This window comes from Streptococcus sp. 400_SSPC, from assembly GCF_001072745.1.
GTDB classification, from domain to species: domain Bacteria; phylum Bacillota; class Bacilli; order Lactobacillales; family Streptococcaceae; genus Streptococcus; species Streptococcus xiaochunlingii.
The window spans coordinates 97,459-123,285 of record NZ_JVIQ01000003.1; the positions used below are offsets into that span (position 1 = coordinate 97,459).

A 25,827-nucleotide genomic window follows, 5' to 3' on the forward strand; every position below is an offset into this window, starting at 1 on the left:
TGCTCTTGGGGAAACTTGTAGATGTTGTTGATGAATTTTTTAACATAACTTGAGGTTTTATTTTTGAGAATATTAAGAGTAAAATTATGATTGTTTATTTAAAAATTTCATGATAGAATAAGATTGAAATATTGAATCTTCTGTTATCGGGGATAGGGGTTCGACTCCCCTCCTCACCATTTGCTGCTAACCGATGTATCAGACTCCTCTACCTTTTTTCTGTTGGTCACACAAGTAGCTGTAGAAATACTTATAGACTTAGTAAGTGATTGGTTATTCAATGTATTGAATGTAATGGAGGGCAAGATTATGGTAACAATAATTTCGCAAGGTTCAAAATTTCTAATGTGTCTCGTCGCAGCGGTGGGGAGCTTCGGTAGCATTTATGCAAAGCTAGCGAGACACTACAAAAGAGTATTGCAAATTGTGGAATACTTTTTTGTAGTGTTATATAGATTGAGATTATATTTTGACAGATCCTTCTTTAAATGTGTTAAAAGTGAGAGTATTAGTCCTGATATAAAGGATGAGATGCTTTCGCTGACTGAACTTTTGATGTTTTTAATGTTAGAAGGATAAATTAATAAGGGAAATTTCTTAGAGTGAATATTTTACTTTAGAAGAACAGTATTTTGGAGTGAAACTTGATACAATTATGAAAATTTTCAGGGTGACTAAATAGTCATCCTTTTATTAGTTTATATACTAGTATAGAGAGAAGTGGGAGATTGTTCAGTTAGAAATAGAAAGAAGAAAAAAATTTAGAGAACAACATAAGCTCCAATTTTATATCATTCAGAAAAAATCAATCCTTTTACAACAGAAGTATTTTGTGCCGAATGTGGTTCAGCATTTGGCAGAAAAAATTGGACTACAAGTCGAGGTAAACGTAAGGTTCGACTGTGTAATAATCGATATAGGAATAAAGGCCAGGTTGGATGGTTAAACAATCATATCGATGAGGAAATACTTTAAAAAGCCGTAGTAATAGCGATAGAACTACTGAGTGTGAATGTGGAAATATTGCATGGAAAATGGAAAAAAATAATGGAAGAAAATCAGTTATTAGAAAAGCAGCATAGTATGATACTGGCAGCGTTGATAAATAAGGATTACTGAGAATTTGATTCCTTTAAAATGTGTCAGGTACTGGATAGTATAACAATTCGGAGGATGGGCAGATAACGGTCAGATTTTTAGAGGGGACTGTAGAATTATAGATTATCAAAGGCGCTTTCACAACAACGGAAAACCATTGTTGTGAAAGTGTTTTTCTGGTATAATAATAGGCACTATATATACGGGAGTTTGTCAGTGGGTATTAAAATATCTCAATCGAGAAATGATATTGAAAGCATCCTTCAAAAAAGAGGTTTAAAATTTGCTAAGCACGATTTGGATAAGGCTTTGCTTAATAACAATTATTTTAATTTGTTTAATGGTCTAGAGTCTTTACTTTTACCAGATAAAAATATTAAGCTTTACAATGGAGAGAGTATTGAAGATTTTTTAGATTTGTATAAATTCGACAAAAATCTATCTAGTCAAATTTTTAATCTTGTAATTTCTTTAGAAGATAAATTGAAAAATTCAATTGCTTATTATTTTTCTCAAAAACATTGCCGTACGACTGATACTACGATGGAATACCTTAATCCTCAAAAGTATACCAATCCAATGACTAGACCTAATTATCCATTTCAGAATTATCAGAATGAATCAATCTATAATCACTTTAGTCAGTTTAATCTATTTGGACAAGGTTTTTTAACAAAACTTGTTAAATTTAATGACCACATTGATGCTAATTTTTATAGAGATAGTTCATATGGTTTAACATATTCAGCAAGAAATACGCACCCTTATTATCGGAGTTATAATAGCCAAAATAGGAGTTATTCAAATCCAGACTATAATGTTGCGGTACCTTTTTGGGTAAGTATAGAAACCTTTGATTTTGGAACAATTTTACGATTGCTCCATTATCTTGAAGATGATGTGCTGGATAGTGTAATGAAAGATTTTGGGATTGGAATTCGTCATAGAGCGGAATTTCTGAATATGTTAGATTTTATTAAAGAACTACGAAATCATTGTGCTCATGGCTCATTGATTTCTCGTTTTAGAACTCCGAAGTATATGAAAATAAATGGGAATTTGATACATATTTTTAATTTAACTCCTGTTTATCATAATACTTCGAATTCCTCTACGCCAGCGTCGGTAATAAAATTATTTGATGTGTTAAAAATCTTGAGTTTCTTTGTTGATACTAAACCAATTTACAAACAATTGCAGAAAATTATTTACCGTAATAATAAAAGATTCAAAGGGAACTATGATTTAAATGAAAGACTTCTAGAAAGAATGGGAGAGACTCAGTTATCTGTTTGGAAAAATTATCTTTATAAGAAAGTGAATTTTCAATTTTAGCTGTTGACATCAACAAACTGATATTGTATAATTTAATACATAAGAAAAGCTTTATAAGCATTTGGAGAAACGGTATCTCCATCGATAGAAAACCCTGGCATTTGCCAGGGTTTTCTTGGTTGAGTGACTTTTAGTCCGTTACGCTCTGTAGGGACATTATGATGATCTGATTTTGTTCAATAATATTATTGCAAAGTTAAGCAGCTTCATTTCGTTCTATAGTATATGTAGGCACTGTCAGCACATATTGAGGCAGTATCACTGCTTGTACGAGCTAAAGAGTAGCAAGATTTATAAGAGACTGTGACTGTGAAGTTGCAGTTTTTTTTGGGGGGGGAATGGTATAATGAGATTATAAATGTGAATATTGTTTAAATTTTCTGGAGGATGCATAATGTTGAATTTAGTAAAAGGTCACCAAGTTAGCTTGGTAGAAAACCTATTTGAATCATTTACAAAGTTAACTGAACATCATTTGACGGCGAATGTACACGCAGAAAAAATATTAGAAGTTTTTCAACACTTTATTGCGATTCATGACGAGCCCTTGTTTTTTATTTTGGAATTGCCTGTCAGTATTGATAGAGAAAAAGTGATAGCAAAGAATATTATCAAGGAATCCCATAAGGATGTTTATTATATTGATGGTTGTTCAAGAGAAGAATGCCTAGCACTGTTAATTAGATACGGTGATTTACTTGTTAATGATGGATTAAGTAAGTTTGGATTTGGTGGACATAAAAGTCATGATGAGATTATGCTTGATAGCTATAATGTTGTGACAATTTATAGTAAAGAACTATCGAAATTTAATGACTTTTTTGAACCTCATAATATTCAATTTGTTGAAGAACTAGTGACAGCTTGGAAAACTTTATCTAAGACCTCACCAGGAATCTCTGAAATCTATGAAAGTAATGGAAAAACTGTTTATGATTTGCCTGAAGAATTAGCTGAATGGGGAATATATTTAGCTGAAACTCGAACAGAATAGGCATATCTATAGGATTAGAAAGAGAATATTTCAATTCCTCTAATACCCGAAATTTAACTTGAGTCAATTTATAGAAGGAAAAGCTAGATATAAGCACATGTTGAATGTGTAAGTTTGTTAGTGAAATGTGGATAATCGTTCAAAAATCAGAAGGGCTAGAGATGTATATGTTGGAATTATATCAAAATCCTTCTTATAAAGATCTAGTCGCATTTGGGTCCTTAAAAGAAGGAAAAGAATTTGTATCCAAAATAACTGGATATACTCTAGAAAATGAAGATGATTTTGTTCAAGGTAATAAAGTAGAAATAACGAACATTTATATGAAAGGTTTAGAGTAAAGATGAGTCTCTTATTTGAAGAATTTAAAATCATTTGTTTCTATTTAAATCGAGTTGGAATTACACCAACACTGATGGGTTCTTTGGGATTGGAGTTTAGAACGAAAGAAAATTGGGAGCCGTCTGACATTGACATTCATGTGCCTGGTGACCCTAGAGGTTGGGAAGCACCTGATCATCTCAGAATTTATGACTGGGACAAGATAATGAAAGTGATGAAAGACTTAGGCTACGTCTTAATAGATATTCATGAGCATGAATTCCAAAAGGATAGAGTGAGTGTTGAATTTGGAAGTATCGATTCCTTACCTGATTTTGCAGGAGTTTCGGAATCGGATATAGAGCTTATTCACATTGAAGGCATCACTTTTCGTCTTCCAAGTCTGGAGCAGTATCTAAGTATTTACAAAGCTTCTTCTCAAGATTCCTATCGAAATGATCTCAATGACAATAAGGATTTTAAAAAGATCGAGTGGCTGGAAAGATATTTGTAAATTATCATATGAAAAGTAGTAAGTTTGTAAAACTGGCTACTATGTTATTTTTACTATCATTTTTATTGGTCATTTAATTTATACTATATTGGTTAGTAATAGAATTAGTAAGGAAAAGGATTTTAAATTATAGAATGGATGATGTTTCTTTTGGAAGAAGTGATCAACTTTCCGTTCCACAGTATCATTTTAAAATGATTTTTATTGCCTTTTGTTTATTAGTATAAAAGTAGAATATTACCACAGGTTGAGGCGGTATCACTGCTTGTGCAAGCTGAGGCATCAGCGAAGTAGAAGTAGATGTTCGGCCCATGCAATGAACACCCAAGAAAACGAGGAAGGTGAAGAGTGATTAGCTGCGTGCTAGTCCAAACGGAATGCGCAACATATTGGGCTGATATAAGTATTCAAATGGTGTAGACAAATGCAAATTTGGGGGTATTTTTTGTGTCAACAATTAAAATTGAAAACCTCACATTCTCATATTATGGCTATGTAAAACCTGTATTTGAAAATGTATCATTTTCATTTGATACAAACTGGAAAACAGGGCTAATAGGAAGAAATGGAATAGGAAAAACAACACTATTTAAGCTACTGCTAAACCAAGAAGTTTATAAGGGGAAAATTAGCAAGTAATTTAAAAATATCGTATATTCCTCAAGATACATCAAATTTAGCAGGAAGCTTAAGTGAGTATATTCATCAGCAAGACGTTGATGGAACATTGTGCAAAACAATTCTTAGTAAACTAGATTTTGCAAAAGAATTATTTAAAATGGATATGAAAAATTATAGTGATGGACAAAAGAAGAAAGTTTTAATTGCTGTAAGTTTGTCAAAGCCAGCTCATATATTTGTTTGGGATGAACCATTAAATTATATAGATGTAATATCAAGAATACAGATTGAGGAAATTATAAAAGAAGCAAGTCCTACACTCATATTTGTGGAACACGATAAGAGGTTTGTAGAAGATATCGCTAATAAAATACTACGATTATAAACTAAATAACAAGTTTCAGTTTGTGGATCTAACCCCTTTTAACGATAACCTTATGCTATTGTTAAAAAGTATATGGATATGTTTTTTATGACTGAGGATGTTGAGACGGTAGCACTTTTGTCCAAACTTGATGTCGATAAGCATATAGATGTTGAAATTAAGCTTGATGAGCTTGATTTGACAAGTGCTGAAAGTAAAGCGTCTTATGCACAAATTAAGGAATATATATTAGAAAAACTTGATTTAAAGGTTTCGACACTCTATATTGCACAGATTAAAAAGAAGTGTGGAATTGTACTGAGGGAGAATTATAATAAATCGAAAAAAGAGAAACAGGCTATTCCGCAATGCGCACCGGAAAAAGAGGAAGCTATCATGGATGCGTTAAGACATTTCAAAATGATTTAAGAAAGGAGATGTATTATATGAGGTGGATATTAAAGATAATTTTATTTCCAATAATATTACTTCTATCAATACTAATTTCTTTTCTAAAATTCATAATTAGTGTTAGTGGAATGATTTTAGGAATTTTATCGTTCTTAGTGATATTGGGTTCGCTTGCAGCCCTTATACAAAAAGACACAACTACTTTTATTCAAGCACTGGTAATAGCATTTTTGATAAGTCCCTATGGACTGCCTAAAATTGCATTATGGGTTACAGCATACATTGAATTTGCAAGAGATAGATTAAAAGAAATATAAAGAAACTAATGAGGTGATAGATAAAATACTATCGCCTTTTTCCATGCCAAAAATCAAAAAAGAAAGGAGGAAGATGATGTGAGTATGTATTTATTTGATGAACAGCCTATTATCGCAAATAAAATCAGAGAAAGAGATGAGGACTGGATTCACCTTACTGAAGATGATAAGGGATTTATCTATAACAAATACTTTGTTGATCATCCTGAACAGGTACTTGGCACAATGCGTGAAGTGTCAGGAAGATTTGGCAAGAGATTTACCTTTTGCCTGTGCAAACGGCAGTAATTCATATAAGTACGGCTATGTAACAAAGGATGAGTACCTAAGCGGAAATATCAGAGATAAGCCATTTATTTTAGGACAGATAAAAGCTTATCAAAATGAAAGTAAAACAGAAGAAAAGCAAAAAACAAAAGAACAGGAAATTTTAAGATAAGGGAGCGAACAGCTCCCTTTTACCATGAAAGGAGATATAAAAACATGGATTACAAAACAATAAGGGATAGGATTGAAGATATGGTAAATGATAATCACAAGGACTTTGTTAAGGCGGTTATCAGCATGGAAAAAGGAATTAACGATGAAGGTGCTTTGGATAAGCTCTATGACGCTTATATGGACAATGACACCGTTAATTTGCTGCATGAAGAATTCGACTATATGATTGAGGATTTAAAGGAACAGGGACAGATTAAAGACCTGCCTTATGTTCAAGAGGAGAAAGATAATCTTGTCAATATCGTTGGAAATATTGTAGGAAAGATCGATGTAGTTGAAAGGGAAAATAAGAACGGAGAAGCCTTTAAGGTAGTAAATTTCTCTGTGGCATCCAAAGATGATGAGGGAAATAAGGTATATCATAATTGCTCCGCATACGGAGAAAAGGGTCATATTCCAAAGGACTTTAAGCAGGGAGATTTTGTTAAGCTTTTTGGTCAGATTAGAACTTCCGTTGACGATGACGACAAGGAAAATACTAACATCAGGATACTTTCTTCAAAACTTTTAAAGGCAAGAGAACAGATGAAAGGTCGAGATGAAAAGAAAGAATCTGTACTTGGAGCAATTAAGAAGTTTAAGGCAGAAGAAAAAGCAAAGCCTACTGAAAAGAAAGAAGCTTCTAAAGAAGCTGAGAGATAAATTTATGGTCGGTGTGGTCTTAGGACTGCACCGACTCTTTTGTTATGATAACAATAATCAAAAAATAATAACAAAAAATATAGTCTTGATAACAAAAATATTGAAAAGTAATGCGGTTTGATGTATAATGAATAAAATAGGAGGTGCATGGAATGTATACTGAAATTTCCAAAATAATTGAAGGTGCGTTATCCGGAGACAAGGAAAAGGTCTTTAATTATTCTAAAATATTGGCTAAAAATTTAGAAAATGATGGTAATTTAGCATTATCACGAAAAATAAACAATTTATTGTCAAAAAAAAGAGGAGGAATATTGTCCTTAGACTCATTATCATCTAAGCCAGTTGATGGTGAAAGCAGAATGGACATGGTGGATATTTGCTATCCAATTATTGATAGAGACAAATTAATTTTGAATAAAGAAATTGACAACAAAATCAAGGAGTTTATAAAAGGTTATGAAAATAGAGATAAATTATTAAAAGCTGGAATAGATGAACCTTGTACATTGCTTCTCTATGGTCCGCCGGGATGTGGTAAAACCTCAATGGCACAATATATATCTATGGAGACTGGACTTCCATTAGTAACTGCAAGGCTGGATGGAATGATTTCATCTTTGTTGGGAAGTACAGCAAAAAATATTAGGAAAATATTTGATTTTGCTTCAAGGCAAGAATGTATCTTGTTTTTAGATGAATTTGATGTAATCGCTAAAATAAGAGATGATAAAAATGAGACGGGAGAATTAAAAAGAGTTGTAAATAGCCTTATTCAAAATATAGATGTTTTTAGCAAAGATAGTATTATAATTGCAGCTACAAATCATCATGAATTACTTGATCCCGCTATTTGGCGTAGATTTAATAGAGTTTTGAGCGTTAGTAAACCAACAGAACTTGAAATTAATAGTTTGATTCATACATGTATCGATACATCAAAATTTAAATTTGATATTTCAGATAAGAAAATTGAGAATATATCAAGTTCGCTAATAGGATTAAGTCATTCTGATATTAACACTATAATGAATAATTCTATGAGAAGTTCCGTAATAAATGGGAAAAATGAGATTACATTATTTGATATTTTAAGAGAAGCATTTTTGTTCAAAAATCATTCAATAACTAATAACATAGAGTTCCTTGAATTTTTAATTCAAGGAGGAATGACTCATAGAGAATTGCAAAGTTGTGGATTTCCACTGAGAAGAATACAGATGGTTTCTAAAAAGTTAAAGGGTGAGTAATAATGAAAGAGAAATTGCCAATTAAATTTTTTGCTAAACGTGAAGAGGATAAACAAAGAGTAGAAGGTGGAGGGAAAAAAGAACTTCCTAAATTTGTTCTAAGTGGTAGTGAGTTAAACGAAAAATCTGCTGAATTGTCTCGAATGATTTTTGATGCGTTAGAAGAAGATTGGGAAGACAGAAACATACCAGTTATAATTGAAGCAAAATTAAATAAAGATGCTCATGCTAAAAGCCATAGAAAGAAAATCGAGAATATATTTTTTACTAATAAGAATAATGTTATTGGAGTTTCAGATGAAAATACTTTAATTGTCCGTGTAGATTCTCAAAAAGATGGAGCTAAAATTGAAGAAAAAATAACCGATGTTAAAAATAATGCATATGGTATTTCGGGTATTGACAATATCATTAAATATAAGCCTACTGTATATAAAACGGAAGGCGTCTCTAACTATAAGGTGAAACTTTTTAACTTCAACGAGTTTTCTATTAACACTAGTCATAAAGCAAAATTTGAGATGCTTTTGAGAAATGAACATGTAGAATTCGTAAAAACAAATTATACGAAATCACTGATAATATATAAATTACACAATATATCAAATTTACAAGTGGATAAACTCGTAAATAGCACATTGTTTGACTTAGCAGAAGAATTTGTTCCTATGCCATATGTATCAATTAATTTAGATGTTTTGAATAAAAAAGATGAAATTAAAATAAAAGAATATGATGTTGATAAAAGAAGTGAGATTGTCGGTGTTTTAGATAATGGAATATGTGGGATAGCCCCATTAAAGTCATGGATTTATGGAAATAGAAATTCCCCATATCCAAATGAATTAATATCGGAAAGTCATGGAACATTTGTTGCGGGTGTTATTACATATGGGGATGAGTTTCAAGGAGAAGAAGTTGTCGGGGCTAAAAATATAAGAGTCTTTGACGCTGCGATTTTTCCAGATACTCAAAAGGAAAGAATAGAAGAAGATGAATTAATAGAAAACATTAGAGAGGTTATAAAAAATAACCATAAAGAAATAAAAATATGGAATTTATCAATAAGTATTGTTCGAGAAATATCTGAACAAAAATTTAGCGATTTTGCTATTGCATTGGATGATATTCAAGACGAATATAATGTCCTAATATGTAAATCAGCTGGAAATTGTACTAATTTTGCTAGAGGAGGTGCTGTTGGCAAATTACACGAAGGAGCTGATTCCGTTAGATCATTGGTGGTTGGATCCATTGCAGATAAAAAAGAGTATGGTTGGATATCTGAGCCATATAACTTATCGCCATTTTCGAGAAGAGGTCCAGGTCCGGCATATATAATAAAGCCTGATATTGTTCATTTAGGCGGTAATGCTGGAGTTAATTCACAAGGAGAGATTATTCAAGGGGGAGTAAAATCATTTTCTAAAAATGGAGAGATTGCAGAACAAGCAGGCACTAGCTTTTCCACCCCTAGAGTAGCTGCTTTAGCTGCGGGATTATTAAATGAAATGGATGAAGAATTTGACCCGTTGTTATTGAAAAGCTTAATAATTCATTCAGCTAATTATCCTAATAATACTGAAATACCAGAATTTGAAAGAACTAAATATCTTGGTTTTGGATTACCTGATACCGTTCATAACATATTATATAATACTCCAAATGAAACAACTTTAATACTGCGTGATGTTCTGCCAAAAGGAAGATTTATAGATATTAAAGATTTTCCTATGCCAGAATGCTTGGTAAAGGATGGGTTCTTTAATTTTCAGGCTATTGTAACACTTGTATATGATCCTATTTTAGATCCAACTCAAGGGTTCGAATATTGTCAATCGAATATAGATGTGAGGTTTGGTTCTTATGATGAAAAGGTACCTAGGGATACAAGTAAGAATTGTATACTAAATCCGATTGGAAGGAGTGGGGCTCAAAATATATTGGTGGGTTCATTATATAGCAAGGTCAAAATGAGAGAATCATCGAAAGAGTTTGCGTTAAAAGAAAGAATGTTAATTCAGTATGGAGACAAATATTATCCAGTAAAAAAATATGCAGTGGATACATCTGAGTTAACAGACGGGAACAAATTGAAATATACAACTGCGGATAAAAAATGGTATTTAACAATAGATAACACTTATAGAAGTAGTATTGAAGATAGGGCAGCTATCGAAAATAGGGAATTAAGTCAAGAATTTTGTTTAATCATCACAATTAAAGATCCAACTAATACTTGTAATGTTTATAATGGTATTACACAAAAACTCGATGAATATAATTTTTGGCACAATAATATCAAAATATCAGAAAATATCAATATTAATTTATAAAAGAACATTAAAAATGGGGTAAGAAATTAATTATCTCTCCATCTCCTTACCCATATAAATATCATAGTTTCTACGTATCTTGTAAAGCTCGTCCACAGCAGATTTTGAGGAAGAATACTCTTTCATCAGGGTATTCTTTTTCTCATTCAGTTTATCAAGTTTGTCTAAAATATCCTTTGAATTTGGCAGCTTGAAATAGGACTTTTTAAGCTCGGAAAGGGCATTCTTGTAGAGGGTAATCTGAGCTTTGTATTCCTCAAAAATACCCTATCAGATGGATTAGAACGATATTCTTTGTAATATTCTCGATATTTTTTAATGGTATGGACTTGCTCCATCGTAGCGGATAACTGTTCCATCTCCTTATCAATTGCTTTGATTTTATCTTGCAAATGTTGCCTTTCATCAGCCGATTTTTGTATGTATTCATCAAGCTGCTGAACGGATTTAATCTCATGTTCTCTGATAAAGATAACGGACTCCGCCATCGTATTCAGATTATGTTTCGTTGCCCAGTATCAGGTAATGAAGACAGCATTGAGATCATGCTTTCTAAGCAAATTACCGAACTGTACCCAATATCCAGGTTATTCATGCAACACACAAATTTTTCAATGTATATTGGAGTGGGATCATTTATTGCTTTTTCAACAGCACTTTTTTGTATATTTGTAAAAATTGTTTCGATGAAGTATGGATTGCTTAATACTCTTGCTAAAACAACATCAAAATATTGTGATAACAAAAAATATTATAATAGAAAATCAATATTTTTTTCCTTGTATAAAAAAGAGATGGGACGCTTTTTAAGCTCGTACATGGCGGTCTTGAATGTAGGCTTTGGTGTAATACTTTTATGTGTTTTTAGTATATTTTTGCTTTTTAATTCTGTGGAACAAATAGAAGAGTCTTCAGGAATAGGAAATATAAATGAATATCTCTCAAATTTTGCTCCATTATTTATCGCATCTATGCTATCGCTCAGTTGCCCAGCAGCTTCAGCGATATCTTTAGAAGGAAAAAACATTTGGATTTTGCAAAGCTCTCCTGTTAAGGTAAAAATGATCTTAAATTCCAAGACAGCTGTAAACCTTACACTTCATTTGATTGGGTATATGATTTCTATATTTGCATTTATGCTAAAACTTGATATGAACTTTATTCAAGCTATTAACCTAATAATTGTTCCTATATGCTATTCGATCTTTATAACAGTGATAGGAATTTCCCTAAATAAAAAGTATCCAAATTATGAATGGGAAAGCGAGATGATGGTTGTAAAGCAGAGCATAAATGTACCTATAACAAACAAATTAGAGAAGAATTATTAGACGATGCTGTTGCGGAGGTAATAATAAAGTTAGTAAGCAATCCTAAATTTGCATCTATGATGCAAGAAAAAATTAACATGAAGGTTGATACATCTGCTATTGAAAAAGAGATAGAGAATTATCAAAAAGAGCTAAAAAAAGTCATTCTACGAAATTTAAGCTAATTGAGGAAATAGATAATTTAGATGTTGATGATAAGCACTACAAACGAAGAAAATAGGACTTAGATGATAGACTTTATCGTATGTACGATAAAATCGAAGAATTAGAATCATTGTTAATTGATGCAAAAGCAAAGAAACAAACTATTGAAGCTGAAAAACTTACAGGTAATAATATATATAAGGTTCTGATCTATTTTGACAAGCTGTATAAGGTGATGAACGAAGTAGAGCGTAGGCAGTTAATAGAAGCTTTGATAGCTGAAATTCAAATTTATGAAGATAAACAACCTAATGGACAGTGGCTAAAGGATATTACTTTCCAGCTTCCTATCATAGACGAAGATTTGAATATAGGTTTGGACAATAATGAGTAAGTTGAGTGTGTGGTACTGCTTGTGCGAGCTGAGGCATCAGTGAAGTAGATGTTGTAGTTGTTTTGAGATGGGGACGTAGAGGATATAAACGTATGCGTGATAAGTTTTTTATCATAGATATGGGCTATGTAATGAACTGATTATATAATTGGACATTAATAGTTGATAATTATGAAGAACCCTCAGCTACTGGAGTTGGTTATGAACTTGTCGCAAAGTTTGGTCAAGAGTTTGTGGAATTATATCATGGGATTTATTTTAAATAATGACAAATTAGTGTTGTGGGGGGACAATAATGCTGGAAAAAACACTAGAAACTTCATCAGGAGTGATTCATTATTGGATAAATGAAATTAATAAACAATCAAGAATCGCTCTTATTTTTTTACCGGGACTCACTGCTGATCATAGACTGTTTGACAAACAGATAGAATATTTTAAGGATAAGTTCAGAGTATTGGTGTGGGATGCACCTGGACATGCTTCGTCATATCCTTTTGACCTTGATTTTGATTTGTTTGATGAAGCAAAATGGCTGAATGAAATATTAATAAATGAAGGAATTGATCAACCAATCTTAATTGGACAATCAATGGGAGGTTATCTAGGGCAGGTTTATGCAGAACTATATTCTGAAAAACTAAATGGTATTGTTACAATTGATTCACCTCCTCTTCAAAGGCGGTATTATACCGTAATAGAATTATGGTTATTAAAGAGGGTAGAAGCAATATATAGATTCTATCCATGAAAAACACTTTTGAGACAGGGAACGAAAAGCGTATCAACAACTGAATACGGAAGAAAATTAATGATGGATATGATGATGGTTTACGATGGGAACCAGAAAAGATATGCTTATCTAGTAGGACATGGATATAGAATCTTAGCAAAAGCAGTAGAAAAAAATTTGGCTTATGAAATAAAATGTCCACATATGGTGATATGCGGTAAAGAAGATCGAGCAGGTTCTTGTATCCGATATTTGAAATCATATGAGAAAAAATCGGGAAATCCTGTTGAGTGGATTGATAATGCTGGGCATAATTCCAACACAGATAGACCAGATGTTGTAAATAAATTGATTCATGAATTTGTGAAAAAAGTGTGCCAAATAAATCCTAATTTTTAGAGATTAACCCTTTTAATGATAACCTTATGTTATTGTTAAAAAGTATGTGGGTATTTTCTTCATGACTGAGGATGTTGAGGCGGTATCACTACTTGTACGGACTGAGATATAAGCAGAAGAGACGTTGAAGTATATTTATAATGGGTATTTTTAAAGGAGGATATTTATGTTAGGAGCAATTATTGGAGATGTTGTTGGGTCTGTTTATGAATGGAATAATATTAAAACAAAAGACTTTCCATTTTTTAGAGAAGACTGCTTTTTCACAGATGATACGGTGATGACCTGTGCCGTTGCTGAAGCCATTATGAATGGTGGTCAGAAGGATGACTTTATTGATGCCATGAAGAAGTATGGTAGGATGTATCCTGATGCTGGTTATGGTACTAGGTTTGATGTATGGATTCATAGCAATGATCGCACCCCTTATAATAGCTTTGGAAATGGCTCTGCCATGCGTGTTTCTCCCTGTGCTTGGGTCATGGCTTGTTGCTTTTGTGCACGAACAGGTACCTGGCCAACTAGCAGAGCTCTTGCGCGACTTTCCGCAGAGGTGACTCATAATCATCCAGAGGGCGTCAAAGGCGCTATGGCGACGTCTGATGCTATCTTTATGTGTCGGTATTACTTTGGGGGCTACTGTAGTGACTACGGACAACCAATCAATGATAACCCTATAGAATGTAAGAGACGTATCAAGGAGCACATAGAGCAGGAGTATGGCTATAACCTTTCTCAATCACTAGATGAAATTCGTCCTAATTATCGTTTCAACGAAACTTGTCAGGATACGGTGCCTCAAGCCATCATTGCATTTCTTGAAAGTACAGATTTTGAAGATGCAATTCGAAATGCGATTTCTCTTGGCGGAGATAGTGATACTCTCGCTGCCATCACAGGAAGTATAGCCGAAGCAGCTTATGGTATTCCTGAGTGGATCACAGACAAGGTTTATACCTATTTAGACGAGCCTTTAAAAGAAGTGCTCAGACGCTGGGAAGAATTCGTTATAATCAAATAATCGTATATATTAGCGTATGCCCATACGTTAACGGGACATGCTGATTGATGTTAACGTTGTAGCTTTGAAGGATGGGGGTGATTTTTTGCGACTATACGAAAATAAAGAAGAACTCAAAACTGAAATAAATAAAACATTTGAGAAGTATATTGTAGAATTTGATAATATTCCAGAAAGCTTAAAAGATAAAAAAATTGATGAAGTTGACAGAACTCCGGCAGAAAATCTTGCCTATCAGGTGGGATGGACAACTTTAGTTCTTAAATAGTAAGAAGATGAAAGAAGTGGGCTTCAAGTAAAGACACCATCGGATGAATTCAAATGGAATCAACTTGGTGAATTATATCAATGGTTCACAGATTCTTATGCTTATTTATCATTGCAAGAGTTAAAATCTAAATTAAATGAAAATATTAATTCTATATATGTAATGATTGATTCATTAAGTGATGAACAATTATTTAAACCACATATGAGAAAATGGGCTGATGATGCGACTAAAACAGCAGTGTGGGAAGTTTATAAGTTTATTCATGTGAATACTGTAGCTCCTTTTAAAACTTTCAGAACAAAAATCAGAAAATGGAAGAAGATAGTACTATAAATCCCAGTTTATCGAGCTAATCCCTTTTAATGAGTAAAATGAATTTATTAATTTCTAAAAGCAATAGAAGTAAATCTGTGTGTAACTGCAACGAGTAAGTTGCAGTTTTTATTTTGAATAATTAATTGAAACAATAAGATACCTCATAATAAAATGTTAAAAAAAGCATCTTGTAAAACATGAAAATCAATTGAAAGGATAATGAAAATATACAGAAAATCCTTGACATTGCATTTTTATTTTGATACTATCATTCTGACTTCGAAGAACAAAAATTCTTTTTGCTTGAGAAGAATAATTAAAAAATTTTAAAAGGAGCTTGTTATGTCATCGTTAAAGAATAATAAAACGATTAAGTATGCCTTGAGAAAAACCTCAGTTGCTTTTGGTTCTGTTGCGGTCGCAACAATGATTGCAGTTTCGGGTATTGCCACTGTATCTGCCGATGAAAACTCATTAGTTGCTACATCTGTTACTTCAACTAAAGCGGTAGCTGGTGAAGAAACAAAAGAAGTTCCTGTTCCAGAGAAGTTGGAAGAAGCTAAAACTGCAGCAACAAATGAAGGTCTTGAAGTCAATGAAACGGAGACTAAAAAGCAAGATTCTGAGGAAGCTGCTGCTAAAGATTACGAAAAACAAGTTACTGATATTAATAAAACTGTAGCTGATTACAAAGCTGAAGTTGCAGCAAATCAAGAAGCTTACGAAAAAGAAAAAGCTGAAGTTGATGCTAAAAATGCTACTGCACAAGCAAACTACGATAAAGAGCTTACAGCTTACAACGAAAAACTTACTGCTTATAAAAACGAATTGACAGAAAAAACAGCTGAAAAAACAGCAGTAGAAAAAAGTAATGAAGAAGCACGTGTTGCTTATGAAAAAGCGCTTGAAGAATATAACACTGCTTTAGCAGTATACGATGCATCTGTAAAAGCAAATAAAGGAGCTACTGAAGGTAATAAACTAGCTCAAGCAGAATATGAATCTAAATTAGCTGAATACAAGACTAAAAAAGCTGCTTATGATGAAGCACAAGCTGCTTACTTGATTGAACTTGAAATTTACAACAAGAAAAAAGCACAATACAATGATGCTAAAGATGCCTTCAATAAGATGGTCGCAGAGCGTGGTGGAAATCCTGAGAAATACAAACAAGATTTGACATTCCTCTCTGAAGAACTTGCTGATGGCGAAACAACTAAAATCACACACCAAACAACTGGATTAACAACTTACTTGACCAAAGAAGGTCAATCTCGTATGTACGGTGATGGGAAAGCTACAAAAATGTATGAAACAAAGAATCTTCAAGATTCTGATTTGACAACTACAAACCCATATGCCAACAATGAAATCGAGTGGGGTCTTGTAAAAGTCGGAGATAAATTTGATGTGACATACACAGGACTTACTCAAGCTAAAATTGTAAAAGGTAGCGAAGAAAAACGTATTGCAAAAGTTGTTTATAAATATGAAGTGAAGAGCCTTCCATCATCAGATGGAAAAGGAATCGTTCAAATTTATAACGATCCAGCGGTTACAATGACAATTGGTAGCTCAACTGATACTGAAAATCCAATTACTGTCGGTGTTGACATTGAATTTTATGATGAAAATGATCAATTGTTTGATTTGTCACAATACAATGCAATCCTTGCCCTGAACTCACTTAACCATTGGAATGGTGCATCTTATGTTGAAAACGACAAACCTCGTACTTTAGTTGTTGAAGCTAAAGATATCGAAGGCAATACAGTTCGTGGAACTTGGGATCCGTATTCAGATGGAAGTGAGCCAAAACTTGATGGTGCGGACGTCGTTGTGAAAAGCGGAAAAGCTGACTTCGGTAGTGCAGAAGTTGATATCAATGCTGACAATCCTTTGAAAATTGTAGCTCAAAAAGCAACATGGGTTGATGATGCCTTTAAAGTAACTGAAGAAACAGTAGTTGATGCTACAACAGTGAATGCATCTGGTGGCGGAAATGGTCACTCAGTTGGTACTGAAGATTACACATTTGGTGATAAATCAGACGTTATCGGTACTTACACTGTAGACGCAACATCAGGTGTTTTGAGATACACACCAATAATGAAACATCAAAATACTCCTCACGTTGAGTCAGTAAACATTGGTGACAAAGAGTTTATCAAACTTCCAAATTCAAGTGTTGATCAAGATTCTACTACCAAAGAAGTATCCTCTAAAGAACAAAATCAATACATGGATCAAGGTGCTACATTTAATGCAGACTCTTCAAGTCAAACTAAGGGTTGGGATGATCCTAAGAGCCCTTACCTTTACTACGGTGGTGGTGCTGTTATTTTGAAAGATGGTCATCTTGAATTTACAGCAAAAGGTGCTAATGCAACAGACGAAGCAACTCTCTATTGGTTCTCTATCAATTCAAATGTTGCCTTTCCTCAAGATCCAGGTGAAGAGCCAGTTAAACCAACTGAACCAACACCTCCAGTTAAACCTGAAAAACCAGAATTGACAGAAGTGCCAACTGTTAAAGAAAAACCAGTTCCACCAACAGAACCAGAATATAAAACTGTACCTGTCTTACCAAGCGAACCAGTTAAACCAGAAGCACCTGAGTTACTTAAGGATCCAGTTAAGAAAGAAACAGAAAAACCAGTTGTTGAATGGAATAAAAATGTTGTGCTTATCAAGAAAAATGAAAAACCACAACCTAAGCCAGAGCCTAAGCCAGAACCTAAGCCAGAGCCTAAGCCAGAGCCTAAGCTAGAACCATCTAAGAAATCATTGCCAAATACTGGCTCGGTTGAACAATCATTCATGACTTATTCAGCCCTTATTGGTTTAGCTACTGCCGGTTATGCTTTGTCAAGAAAGAAAAAAGCAGACTAGTATTATTACTACCAAAAAAGATTAAACAACTAATTTATCTAGAGGCTTTAGTCCTATATTGCACAGGACTAAAGCCTTTTAAATTATGTGGTTTTCAGTCCATATCGCTCCGTTAGGTGCGAGACAAATGAACCACCCGCTATGAGGGTTATACCAAAAAACTCCAAACGCGATACAATTAAGGTGTTCAAGCTAATTCTAAAGCGAAAGGAGAAAAGTATAGCTCAAAAAGCACAGAGTTTATCTCACACAAAGTGGATGTGTAAATATCTCATTTGTAGTTTGACGATAATGTCAGCATATTTCTTAAAATTGACCGTTTGTATTTGTAAAACTTCTGCCTTCAACTGCTCTATCGCGATCAAAGAATCCTTAAGTTGCTCTATATTTTTACGAAGAACATCTGCCTGCTCTGTAAGAGCCTTAGCAACATCATCAGGTTTTTTTAAAGAGATCAAACGGCTCTTTATATCCTTGAGAGAAAAGCCTAGTGATTTTAATGATAGAATCTGATGGAGTAGCACTATATCTTTATCGGTATAAAGCCTGCGACCACCCTCACTTTCTGCCGATGGGAAAGCAAGCTCCTCTTTATCGTAATATTGTAGAGTACGGATGGTAATGCCGATTTTCTTTGCTAGTTGTCCAACTGTCATAAACCCTTCTGGAATAACTCTATATTTGGTCATACTTACCCACCTCCTCATAAATATTGTAAATCGTTACGTAACGTCATGAATAAGAGTTTTTGAAAAATAATTCTTTTGTAACCGCTTTTTTCTGCTATAATATTACTAGATAGAAATGTGGGAGTTTCAATCATGGTTACAAAACGGTATTTGAAAAGTGTTATTGTTGTGATGGTCTCGGTTTTTATGTCCTTGACCGTTTTGCAAGGTGTTCAAGCCCAGCAAACTGGACTCGATTACCAAAGTCTCAACCTGTTGCCTTTTACTGGCAATAAGCAGCTCGTTCTAGGTGAGTTTGATCATTTAGGTCGTGCGACTTCAGCTCACATACAGTTACAAGATAAGGATGAACCAAAGCAGAAAAGAGAGCCACGGCTTACCTATAACCCAGTTGGTTGGCATAATTATAAAATGTCCTATGGAAACAAAGGAAAGAAAGCCTGGTTGTTCCATAGAGGGCATCTGGTTGGCTATCAATTTAGTGGCTTATCTAATGAAGGGAAAAATTTAGTTCCTTTGACAGCTTGGACCAATAGTGGAAATTATAGTGGGACTGCAGATAGTAATAGTGAGGGAATGCTCTACTATGAAAAGCGCTTGGATAGTTGGTTGGCCACTCACCCTAATTACTGGCTAGACTACAAGGTGACTCCGGTCTATACAGGTGATGAATTAATTCCGAGACAAGTCATTTTGCAGTATGTAGGGATTGATCAAGAAGGAAATCTACTGCGTATAAACCTCGGAAGTTCGAAAGAATCTGTAGATGCTTATGGGATTACCACCGTCACCTTAGACAACTATTCTAAGAATGCAACGATTGATTATTTAAAAGGAACAGCGACTCCATCACTGGTTCCGACTGAGCCAAGTAGTCAACCTCAACCTTCAAGTCCTCCTGTAGATACGCAACCAAGTCAAGCACAACAACCGAGTCAATCAGTTGAACCTGCGCAACCAATACAACCCGTTGAATCAGCCGAACCAAGTAGTCAACTTGCTCCAGTTGTTTACGTTGCAAGAAATGGAAGCGCCGATGTATATTGGTATTCTTTAGACAATATGCCTCGTAATACCAATTTTTCTAAGGTGGTTCAGATGTCAGAAGAGCAAGCGCTGAATCTTGGAAAGAGGCATACATCTAAAGAATAAAGCTAGGATTTAAGCATATAAAAAAGCCCTGTAGGGCTTTTTGTGTGCAAGCTAATCTTGGAAAGTTAGAAGTTATGAATTATCTCCTCCAATATCTTGCAAAGCTTTTTATTAAGTTGTATACTAGAACATGATTTTGTGTAATCGTTTGCATAAACTGATGAATGATGAGAAAGAAAAGTAGGAGACGAGAACAGATGGAATTAACAGCGATTTATCACCGGCCTGAATCGGAGTACGCCTATCTTTATAAGGACGGCCAGCTCCACATTTGCATCCGAACCAAGAAAGAGGATATCAAACGGATTGTATTGCACTATGGGGATCCTTTTATTTTTATAGAAGATCTATATGAGGCAACCAAGGAAATGGAAAAGGTGACCTCAGATGATTTGTTTGATTATTGGCAGGTGTCGGTATCAGTTGGCCATGCACGTATCCAGTATCTCTTTGAATTAGAGGACACAGCGGAAGAAAAAATCTTGTATGGAGATCGGGGTGTGGCAGCCTACACCAAGGAGAACCTGGACTTCGTCATGAATGGCTTTAAGCTTCCCTTTATCCATGAGATTGATGGGTGTGCTGTTCCAGATTGGGTGGCGCAGACAGTTTGGTATCAGATTTTTCCTGAGAGATTCGCCAATGGGAATCCATCCATTTCCCCAGAAGGTGTCCGCCCTTGGGATGCGTCTATTGCGCCTACCATGTTGGATTTCTTTGGTGGAGATTTGCAAGGGATCATCGATCACTTGGACTACTTGCAAGAGTTAGGGATCACAGGGCTCTACCTTTGTCCGATTTTTGAATCGCCGAGCAACCACAAATACGACACCATCGATTATTTTGAAATTGACCGGCATTTTGGTGATAAGGAAACCTTCCGCCAGCTAGTGAAAGAGGCCCATGCGCGTGGGATGAAGATCATGCTGGATGCCGTCTTCAACCATATTGGCTACGATTCACCCCAATGGCAGGATGTGGTCAAACACGGGGAGGATTCGATTTATAAGGACTGGTTCCATATCAAAGAGTTCCCTGTCTACTCAGATAATCTGTGGAATAGTCGCGACTTGTCTTACCATGCTTTTGCCTTTGCGGGCTATATGCCCAAGCTCAATACGGCTAATCCAGAAGTGAAAGACTATCTCTTGAAGGTTGCGACAAACTGGATTGAAGAGTTTGATATCGATGCTTGGCGACTGGACGTGGCCAATGAAATCGACCATCAATTCTGGCGAGATTTCCGTAAGGCGGTCTTGGCCAAGAAGCCAGACCTCTATATTCTTGGGGAAATCTGGCATTCGTCCCAACCTTGGCTCAATGGTGATGAGTTCCATGCAGTGATGAACTATCCTCTCTCTGAGAGTATCAAGGATTATTTCCTGCGGGGGCATAAGGAGACGCAACGCTTCATTTGGGAGATCAATAGCCAGTCTATGTACTACAGGCAGCAGATCTCTGAGGTCATGTTCAACCTCTTGGACTCCCATGATACAGAGCGCATTCTGACGACGGCCAAAGGCGATCTCCAGTCAGTCAAGTCTGCCCTCGCCTTCCTATATCTGCAACGAGGAACGCCCTGTATCTATTATGGAACGGAGCTAGCCCTCATCGGTGGCCCAGACCCAGATTGCCGCCGTGTCATGCCTTGGGAGCGCGTGTCAGCAGACAATGACATGCTGAATTTTATGAAGGACTTGATCCAGCTACGAAAAGAAGTAGCAGAGTTGATCCAACATGGAAAAGTGAGTCTGAAAGAAGTAGAGCCAGATGTAGTGGCAGTAGAATGGCAGCATGAAGGTCAGATTCTCAAAGCCTACTTTAACCACTCCAAGAAAGACTTTGTCTTAGAAAGAGAACAAGCAGATCTGATTAGCCTTGGGAGCATCTCTGATGATCAATTGGATATCCAACCAAATGGATTTGTTATTTATAGAGAAGAATAGTAAGAAAGAAGCCTGGAATCAAAAGATTGCAGGCTTCTTTTAATAAATAGTTTCTTTATTCCTGCCCTTATATTATAATGGGAGATGAGAAAGGGGGAGACGGTGATGAAGATCTTAGCAATCAATCCTATTTCGTTTAAAAAAAGAATGACAGAATTTCTGTTTGATTATCTTTTCATTCTAGCTTATTTAGTACTTCTGTTTTTAGGTTCGATGCTTATTTACATCATCTTTTTTAATGGCGTCCCAGAGTTTACAGAAATTCAGTCGCAGTGGCTTGTATTTTTCACCTCTATTTTCCCAATCACGCTCCTGTTCACATTCTTGGATTATAAAAATGATGGCAGTTTTGGAAAGGCAAAAGCGGGACTTGAATTGATCTACCAGAAAAAAACAGTGCAGGCAAGCTTGATTAGAAATGTCATCAAGTTTTTACCTTGGCAACTCGGTCATATGGGCACGATTCATGGCTTCTATAGTGATTTTGATGGGTTATCCATTATCCTTTCTATTTCAGCGACTTTACTCGCGCTTTCCTTACTGGCGATGACGATGTTTCGGAAAGATAAGAGGCATCTAGGAGACTTGCTAGCCCTTACGCAAGTCCAACAAAAAGAAGCATAGGGTAGAGTTTGTTTATCCTATCCTTAAAGAAAAAGACAAATATAGTTAGGAAGTATCTGTATGATTGAGACTGTTGAGTTTACAAATCTTTGTATGGTAAGAGACGGCGATAGAGTTCTTGTTATTGATCGTAAAAAAGAGGACTGGCCAGGCATAACCTTTCCTGGTGGTCATGTCGAAGTGGGAGAATCATTTACGGAAGCAGTAATCCGTGAAGTGAAGGAAGAAACTGGCTTAAGGATCGCTTCTCCGCAGATCTGTGGAATGAAAGATTGGGTGGAAGACGGCATTCGTTATGTAGTTCTCTTTTATAAGACGGAAAAGTTTGAAGGAGACTTAATATCCTCTGAAGAGGGGCAAGTCTGGTGGGAGAACCTGAAAGAATTGCCAAATCTAGACCTCTCCTTAGATATGGAGGATATGCTTCGTATCTTTCTTGAAGAAGACCTTTCTGAATTTTTCTACTACCAAGACGGAGAAAACTGGAATTACGATTTAAAATGAAATATTTAAATTGTTTTTTAAAAAAGAACTAATGAATGACAAATAAATGTAAATAATTTTAATATTAAAGAGAAGCTCAATCAAACAATTATTGTCATAAAATTATTTAAAAAATAATAGAATTGCACTTCGTATTAAATCGTAACAAAATAGAGTGGCAATCGGAAGGTCCCTTAATATTTTTCGTTTTAAATCATATTTTTTTAAATAGAGAAATTTGGGAGGAAAATTTTCTCTATTTTTTTTTGCTAAAATTTAAAATTTCAAGGGAAATAAAAATAGCATAAATATTTGGTATAATTTAGTTTAAAATATTGACTTTAATTGTTAAAAGTAGTACTATATTTTTGAATTATTTTAAATAATTCAACGTATTTAAGAAACGGTGTTGGTTTTTTAAATATGATTATTAAAAAAGTGTAGGAAGAAGGAAATATTTAATGGTGAAAAAGTTTAAGATTAAGCCGTTTTTAATATTTTTTGTCTCGATTCTGACCGTCTTGGGTACATTATTTGCATCAAATAATGTTGCTTTTGCAGATGGGAAAGAATTGACAGGTGTAGTAACTGACATCAGTGTCCTCAATATGTCGGATTCCAAATTGGAACCGAATAGTGATGGTACTTATCAGATTATTACTAATCGTTCAAATCAGTTCTTCGTTCAATTTGACCTGAAAAAATATGATGGCAAATTGGCTAATGGCGATTACTTTGATGTGGATATTCCAACTCCAGTAACCGTCTATAACGGAACAACTGAATTGTATGATAAGGAAACAAAAGTTAATATCGGTACTGTGGTTGTTACTGCTAATGGTGATAACCAAGGCGGTAAGGCTCGTGTTACTTTGAAAAACCTAGATGAGTTTCAAGCCAAAACTGGTGGAGACACCGTCAAGGGTGTGAAAGGTAATTATGCAATTACTTTCCTATTTAAGAGTGACCAAACAGCAACACCGCTTACCTTTGAAAATAAAGGTGTTGGGAAGACCATCACACACACCTTTACTTCTAAGACCGTTGACAGCAAACAAGAAGGTTTCGAAAACTATGCTAAGGTCGGTAACGATGTTGTAAGTAAAGAATGGACTTCAGTTAAGTTAGCAGCTATCGGTTCAGTAGGTAAAGGAGATGTATACTCTCCATGGAGAATTCGTGTTAACACAGGAAGACAAGACTATGGTAAGAACTTAGTTTTGAATGACTTCCTTCCAAATACATCTGAGTTTGCTCCTATCCAGTATATCCCAGAGTCATTGGTCGTTTATTCTTCTGCTACATTGAACGATGGTACTTCTCAAGTTCCTTCTGATGCTAAGAAGATGGTGGAAGGTACTGACTATACTGTAGCTTGGAATGAGAACTATACTCAGTTCAAAATCATCTTTGCTGATGGATCTAAATCGTATTGGGTAGAATACCACACAACAACACCAGGTGATGGAAGAAAAGTTCAAAACGTTATCCAGTTGACTACAGCAGATGGAACTGCACTTACTCAACGTAGTAATCGTACAAATTTAGATTTCAAAGCTGAACGTGTATCTCTTGTAAAAGGACAAATCGAAGCTTCTACAGCCTTCAAGATTAAGATCAACAAGACAAATGCCTTCACATTGGTTCCAGTTGCAGGCGCTGTTTATACAGTGAAGTCAGAAGATGGAACTATCACTACAGAATTGACTACAAATGAAAAAGGTGTAGCAATCTCTGATGAGTTTGATCAAAAATATGTTGGTAAGACATTCATCATCAAAGAGAAAACAGCTCCTGCTGGATATACTCTTGATGAAAAAGAATACAAGGTAACTCTTGGAGCTGAAGGTTCTAAGATCAACCTTCAAGATGAACCAATCGCAGCAGATTTCTCAATCACTGCTAAGAAAGTAATTGCTGGAAATCGTCCAGTAGCCTTAAAAGATGGTGAGTTCAAGTTTGATTTGTACAATGCAAATAACTTGACTACTCCAATTGCTTCAACAACAAACAAAGCAGATGGAAGCATCACATTTGAAGGTTTGAAAGCTAAAGGTCCTGGTACCTACAACTATGTCATCAAGGAAAATACTGAAACTAAAGTTCCAGGTATTACATTTGATGAGAATTCATACGAAGTAACAGTTGTTGTTAAAGCTGAAGGTGGAACACTTAAAGCTGAGGTTACAACTCAAGCACCAACTTTAACAAACACATATGAGCCATCACCAGCTCGTGCTACATTCAAAGCAACTAAAAATTTAGTAGGTAAAGAACTTGCTAACGAACAATTTGAGTTTGAATTGAGCGAAGGTGGTAAAGTCATTGCAACGTCTTCAAATGGTAAGACAGTCAATGGTGTTGAAGCAGCAACAAATGAAGTAGTCTTCTCAGTTCTCTATACTGAAGCTGGAGACCACGAATATACAATTACAGAAAAAGCTGGTACAGCAGAAGGAATTACTTACTCTAAGGAAAGCTATACAGTTCATGTTAAAGTTGTAGATAATGGTGAAGGTAAACTCGTAGCGACTGTCACAGAAGCTGACGAAGCTCGTGAGTTTACAAATACCTATAAAGCTACTCCAGCAGAAGCTGTCATTAAAGCAACTAAGGAATTAGTAGGTAAAGAACTTACTAAAGAACAATTCGAATTCGAATTGAGTGAAGGCGGAAATGTTATTGCAACATCATCAAACGGTAAAGAAGTTGAAGGTGTTGACGTAGCG

17 protein-coding genes and 8 pseudogenes are annotated in these 25,827 nt (G+C 34.9%); 23 read left to right on the forward strand and 2 right to left on the reverse strand.

All coding sequences use genetic code 11. The annotated features are described in order from the left end of the window. The first annotated feature begins 804 nt into the window (after nucleotides 1–804). From ADH49_RS10460 to ADH49_RS01005, 12 genes and pseudogenes are all read left to right on the forward strand, one after another. A complete protein-coding gene (locus tag ADH49_RS10460; protein WP_414260468.1) occupies nucleotides 805–975 on the forward strand; it encodes a recombinase zinc beta ribbon domain-containing protein in 171 nt (56 codons plus the stop codon). A 339-nt stretch (nucleotides 976–1,314) separates the two neighbouring features. Continuing rightward, nucleotides 1,315–2,433 carry an Abi family protein gene (locus ADH49_RS00955; protein WP_048688182.1) on the forward strand — a complete coding sequence of 373 codons (1,119 nt, stop codon included), beginning with the start codon at nucleotides 1,315–1,317 and terminating at the stop codon, nucleotides 2,431–2,433. A gap of 394 nt (nucleotides 2,434–2,827) precedes the next feature. Further along, the gene (locus tag ADH49_RS00960; RefSeq protein WP_048688185.1) at nucleotides 2,828–3,427 is read left to right on the forward strand and encodes a hypothetical protein; all 600 of its coding nucleotides are present in this window, start codon (nucleotides 2,828–2,830) and stop codon (nucleotides 3,425–3,427) included. 167 nt (nucleotides 3,428–3,594) lie between these two features. Then, nucleotides 3,595–3,768 carry a hypothetical protein gene (locus tag ADH49_RS00965; protein ID WP_239681805.1) on the forward strand — a complete coding sequence of 58 codons (174 nt, stop codon included), beginning with the start codon at nucleotides 3,595–3,597 and terminating at the stop codon, nucleotides 3,766–3,768. A 2-nt stretch (nucleotides 3,769–3,770) separates the two neighbouring features. Beyond that, nucleotides 3,771–4,262, forward strand: a complete 492-nt coding sequence (locus tag ADH49_RS00970) for a nucleotidyltransferase (RefSeq protein ID WP_048688188.1) — start codon at nucleotides 3,771–3,773, stop codon at nucleotides 4,260–4,262. 558 nt (nucleotides 4,263–4,820) lie between these two features. Further along, a pseudogene (locus ADH49_RS00975) lies at nucleotides 4,821–5,268 on the forward strand (ATP-binding cassette domain-containing protein); the annotation flags it as partial. Between the two features lie 90 nt (nucleotides 5,269–5,358). Continuing rightward, a pseudogene (locus tag ADH49_RS00980) lies at nucleotides 5,359–5,676 on the forward strand (23S rRNA (uracil-5-)-methyltransferase RumA); the annotation flags it as partial. A gap of 17 nt (nucleotides 5,677–5,693) precedes the next feature. Then, complete coding sequence (locus ADH49_RS00985; RefSeq protein WP_048688193.1) at nucleotides 5,694–5,975, forward strand: CD1845 family protein; 282 nt, start codon at nucleotides 5,694–5,696, stop codon at nucleotides 5,973–5,975. A 247-nt stretch (nucleotides 5,976–6,222) separates the two neighbouring features. Beyond that, nucleotides 6,223–6,414, forward strand: coding sequence for a hypothetical protein (locus ADH49_RS09880; protein WP_152904146.1), 192 nt, complete (start codon nucleotides 6,223–6,225; stop codon nucleotides 6,412–6,414). Between the two features lie 44 nt (nucleotides 6,415–6,458). Further along, nucleotides 6,459–7,118, forward strand: coding sequence for a DNA-binding protein (locus ADH49_RS00995; protein WP_048688199.1), 660 nt, complete (start codon nucleotides 6,459–6,461; stop codon nucleotides 7,116–7,118). A 152-nt stretch (nucleotides 7,119–7,270) separates the two neighbouring features. Continuing rightward, nucleotides 7,271–8,368 (forward strand): AAA family ATPase, encoded by a 1,098-nt coding sequence (locus tag ADH49_RS01000; protein ID WP_048688202.1) that lies wholly within the window; start codon nucleotides 7,271–7,273, stop codon nucleotides 8,366–8,368. A 2-nt stretch (nucleotides 8,369–8,370) separates the two neighbouring features. Further along, nucleotides 8,371–10,704 (forward strand): S8 family peptidase, encoded by a 2,334-nt coding sequence (locus ADH49_RS01005; protein ID WP_048688205.1) that lies wholly within the window; start codon nucleotides 8,371–8,373, stop codon nucleotides 10,702–10,704. Between the two features lie 30 nt (nucleotides 10,705–10,734). Here the strand turns inward: ADH49_RS01005 and ADH49_RS01010 are convergent. Beyond that, nucleotides 10,735–11,222: pseudogene (locus ADH49_RS01010) on the reverse strand (hypothetical protein); the annotation flags it as partial. Between ADH49_RS01010 and ADH49_RS09620 the strand changes: the two are divergent. From ADH49_RS09620 to ADH49_RS01040, 6 genes and pseudogenes are all read left to right on the forward strand, one after another. Then, nucleotides 11,223–12,011 (forward strand): annotated as a pseudogene (locus tag ADH49_RS09620) (putative ABC transporter permease subunit); the annotation flags it as partial. Continuing rightward, nucleotides 11,993–12,573: pseudogene (locus ADH49_RS01020) on the forward strand (recombinase family protein); the annotation flags it as partial. The pseudogenes ADH49_RS09620 and ADH49_RS01020, both read left to right, overlap by 19 nt. Before the next feature lie 295 nt (nucleotides 12,574–12,868). Further along, nucleotides 12,869–13,705, forward strand: a pseudogene (locus ADH49_RS10440) (alpha/beta fold hydrolase). 166 nt (nucleotides 13,706–13,871) lie between these two features. Beyond that, nucleotides 13,872–14,726, forward strand: a complete 855-nt coding sequence (locus tag ADH49_RS01030; RefSeq protein ID WP_048688211.1) for an ADP-ribosylglycohydrolase family protein — start codon at nucleotides 13,872–13,874, stop codon at nucleotides 14,724–14,726. An 85-nt stretch (nucleotides 14,727–14,811) separates the two neighbouring features. Continuing rightward, nucleotides 14,812–15,330, forward strand: a pseudogene (locus ADH49_RS01035) (ClbS/DfsB family four-helix bundle protein). A 324-nt stretch (nucleotides 15,331–15,654) separates the two neighbouring features. Further along, nucleotides 15,655–18,204, forward strand: coding sequence for a GbpC/Spa domain-containing protein (locus tag ADH49_RS01040; protein WP_048688214.1), 2,550 nt, complete (start codon nucleotides 15,655–15,657; stop codon nucleotides 18,202–18,204). A gap of 269 nt (nucleotides 18,205–18,473) precedes the next feature. Here ADH49_RS01040 and ADH49_RS01045 read toward each other — a convergent pair. Further along, a pseudogene (locus ADH49_RS01045) lies at nucleotides 18,474–18,911 on the reverse strand (MerR family transcriptional regulator); the annotation flags it as partial. 114 nt (nucleotides 18,912–19,025) lie between these two features. On the opposite strand from ADH49_RS01045, the gene ADH49_RS01050 reads away from it, so the two are divergent. The 5 genes from ADH49_RS01050 to ADH49_RS01070 all read left to right on the forward strand — a co-directional run. After that, complete coding sequence (locus tag ADH49_RS01050; protein WP_048688218.1) at nucleotides 19,026–20,045, forward strand: DNA/RNA non-specific endonuclease; 1,020 nt, start codon at nucleotides 19,026–19,028, stop codon at nucleotides 20,043–20,045. 197 nt (nucleotides 20,046–20,242) lie between these two features. Continuing rightward, nucleotides 20,243–21,991, forward strand: coding sequence for a glycoside hydrolase family 13 protein (locus ADH49_RS01055; RefSeq protein WP_048688221.1), 1,749 nt, complete (start codon nucleotides 20,243–20,245; stop codon nucleotides 21,989–21,991). 84 nt (nucleotides 21,992–22,075) lie between these two features. Beyond that, nucleotides 22,076–22,615 carry an RDD family protein gene (locus ADH49_RS01060; protein ID WP_048688223.1) on the forward strand — a complete coding sequence of 180 codons (540 nt, stop codon included), beginning with the start codon at nucleotides 22,076–22,078 and terminating at the stop codon, nucleotides 22,613–22,615. Between the two features lie 60 nt (nucleotides 22,616–22,675). Beyond that, entirely contained in the window at nucleotides 22,676–23,119 is a 444-nt protein-coding gene (locus ADH49_RS01065) for an 8-oxo-dGTP diphosphatase (protein ID WP_048688226.1), read from the forward strand. 440 nt (nucleotides 23,120–23,559) lie between these two features. Next, nucleotides 23,560–25,827: Spy0128 family protein (locus ADH49_RS01070; protein ID WP_048688229.1), on the forward strand; the 2,268-nt coding region annotated here is incomplete at its 3' end.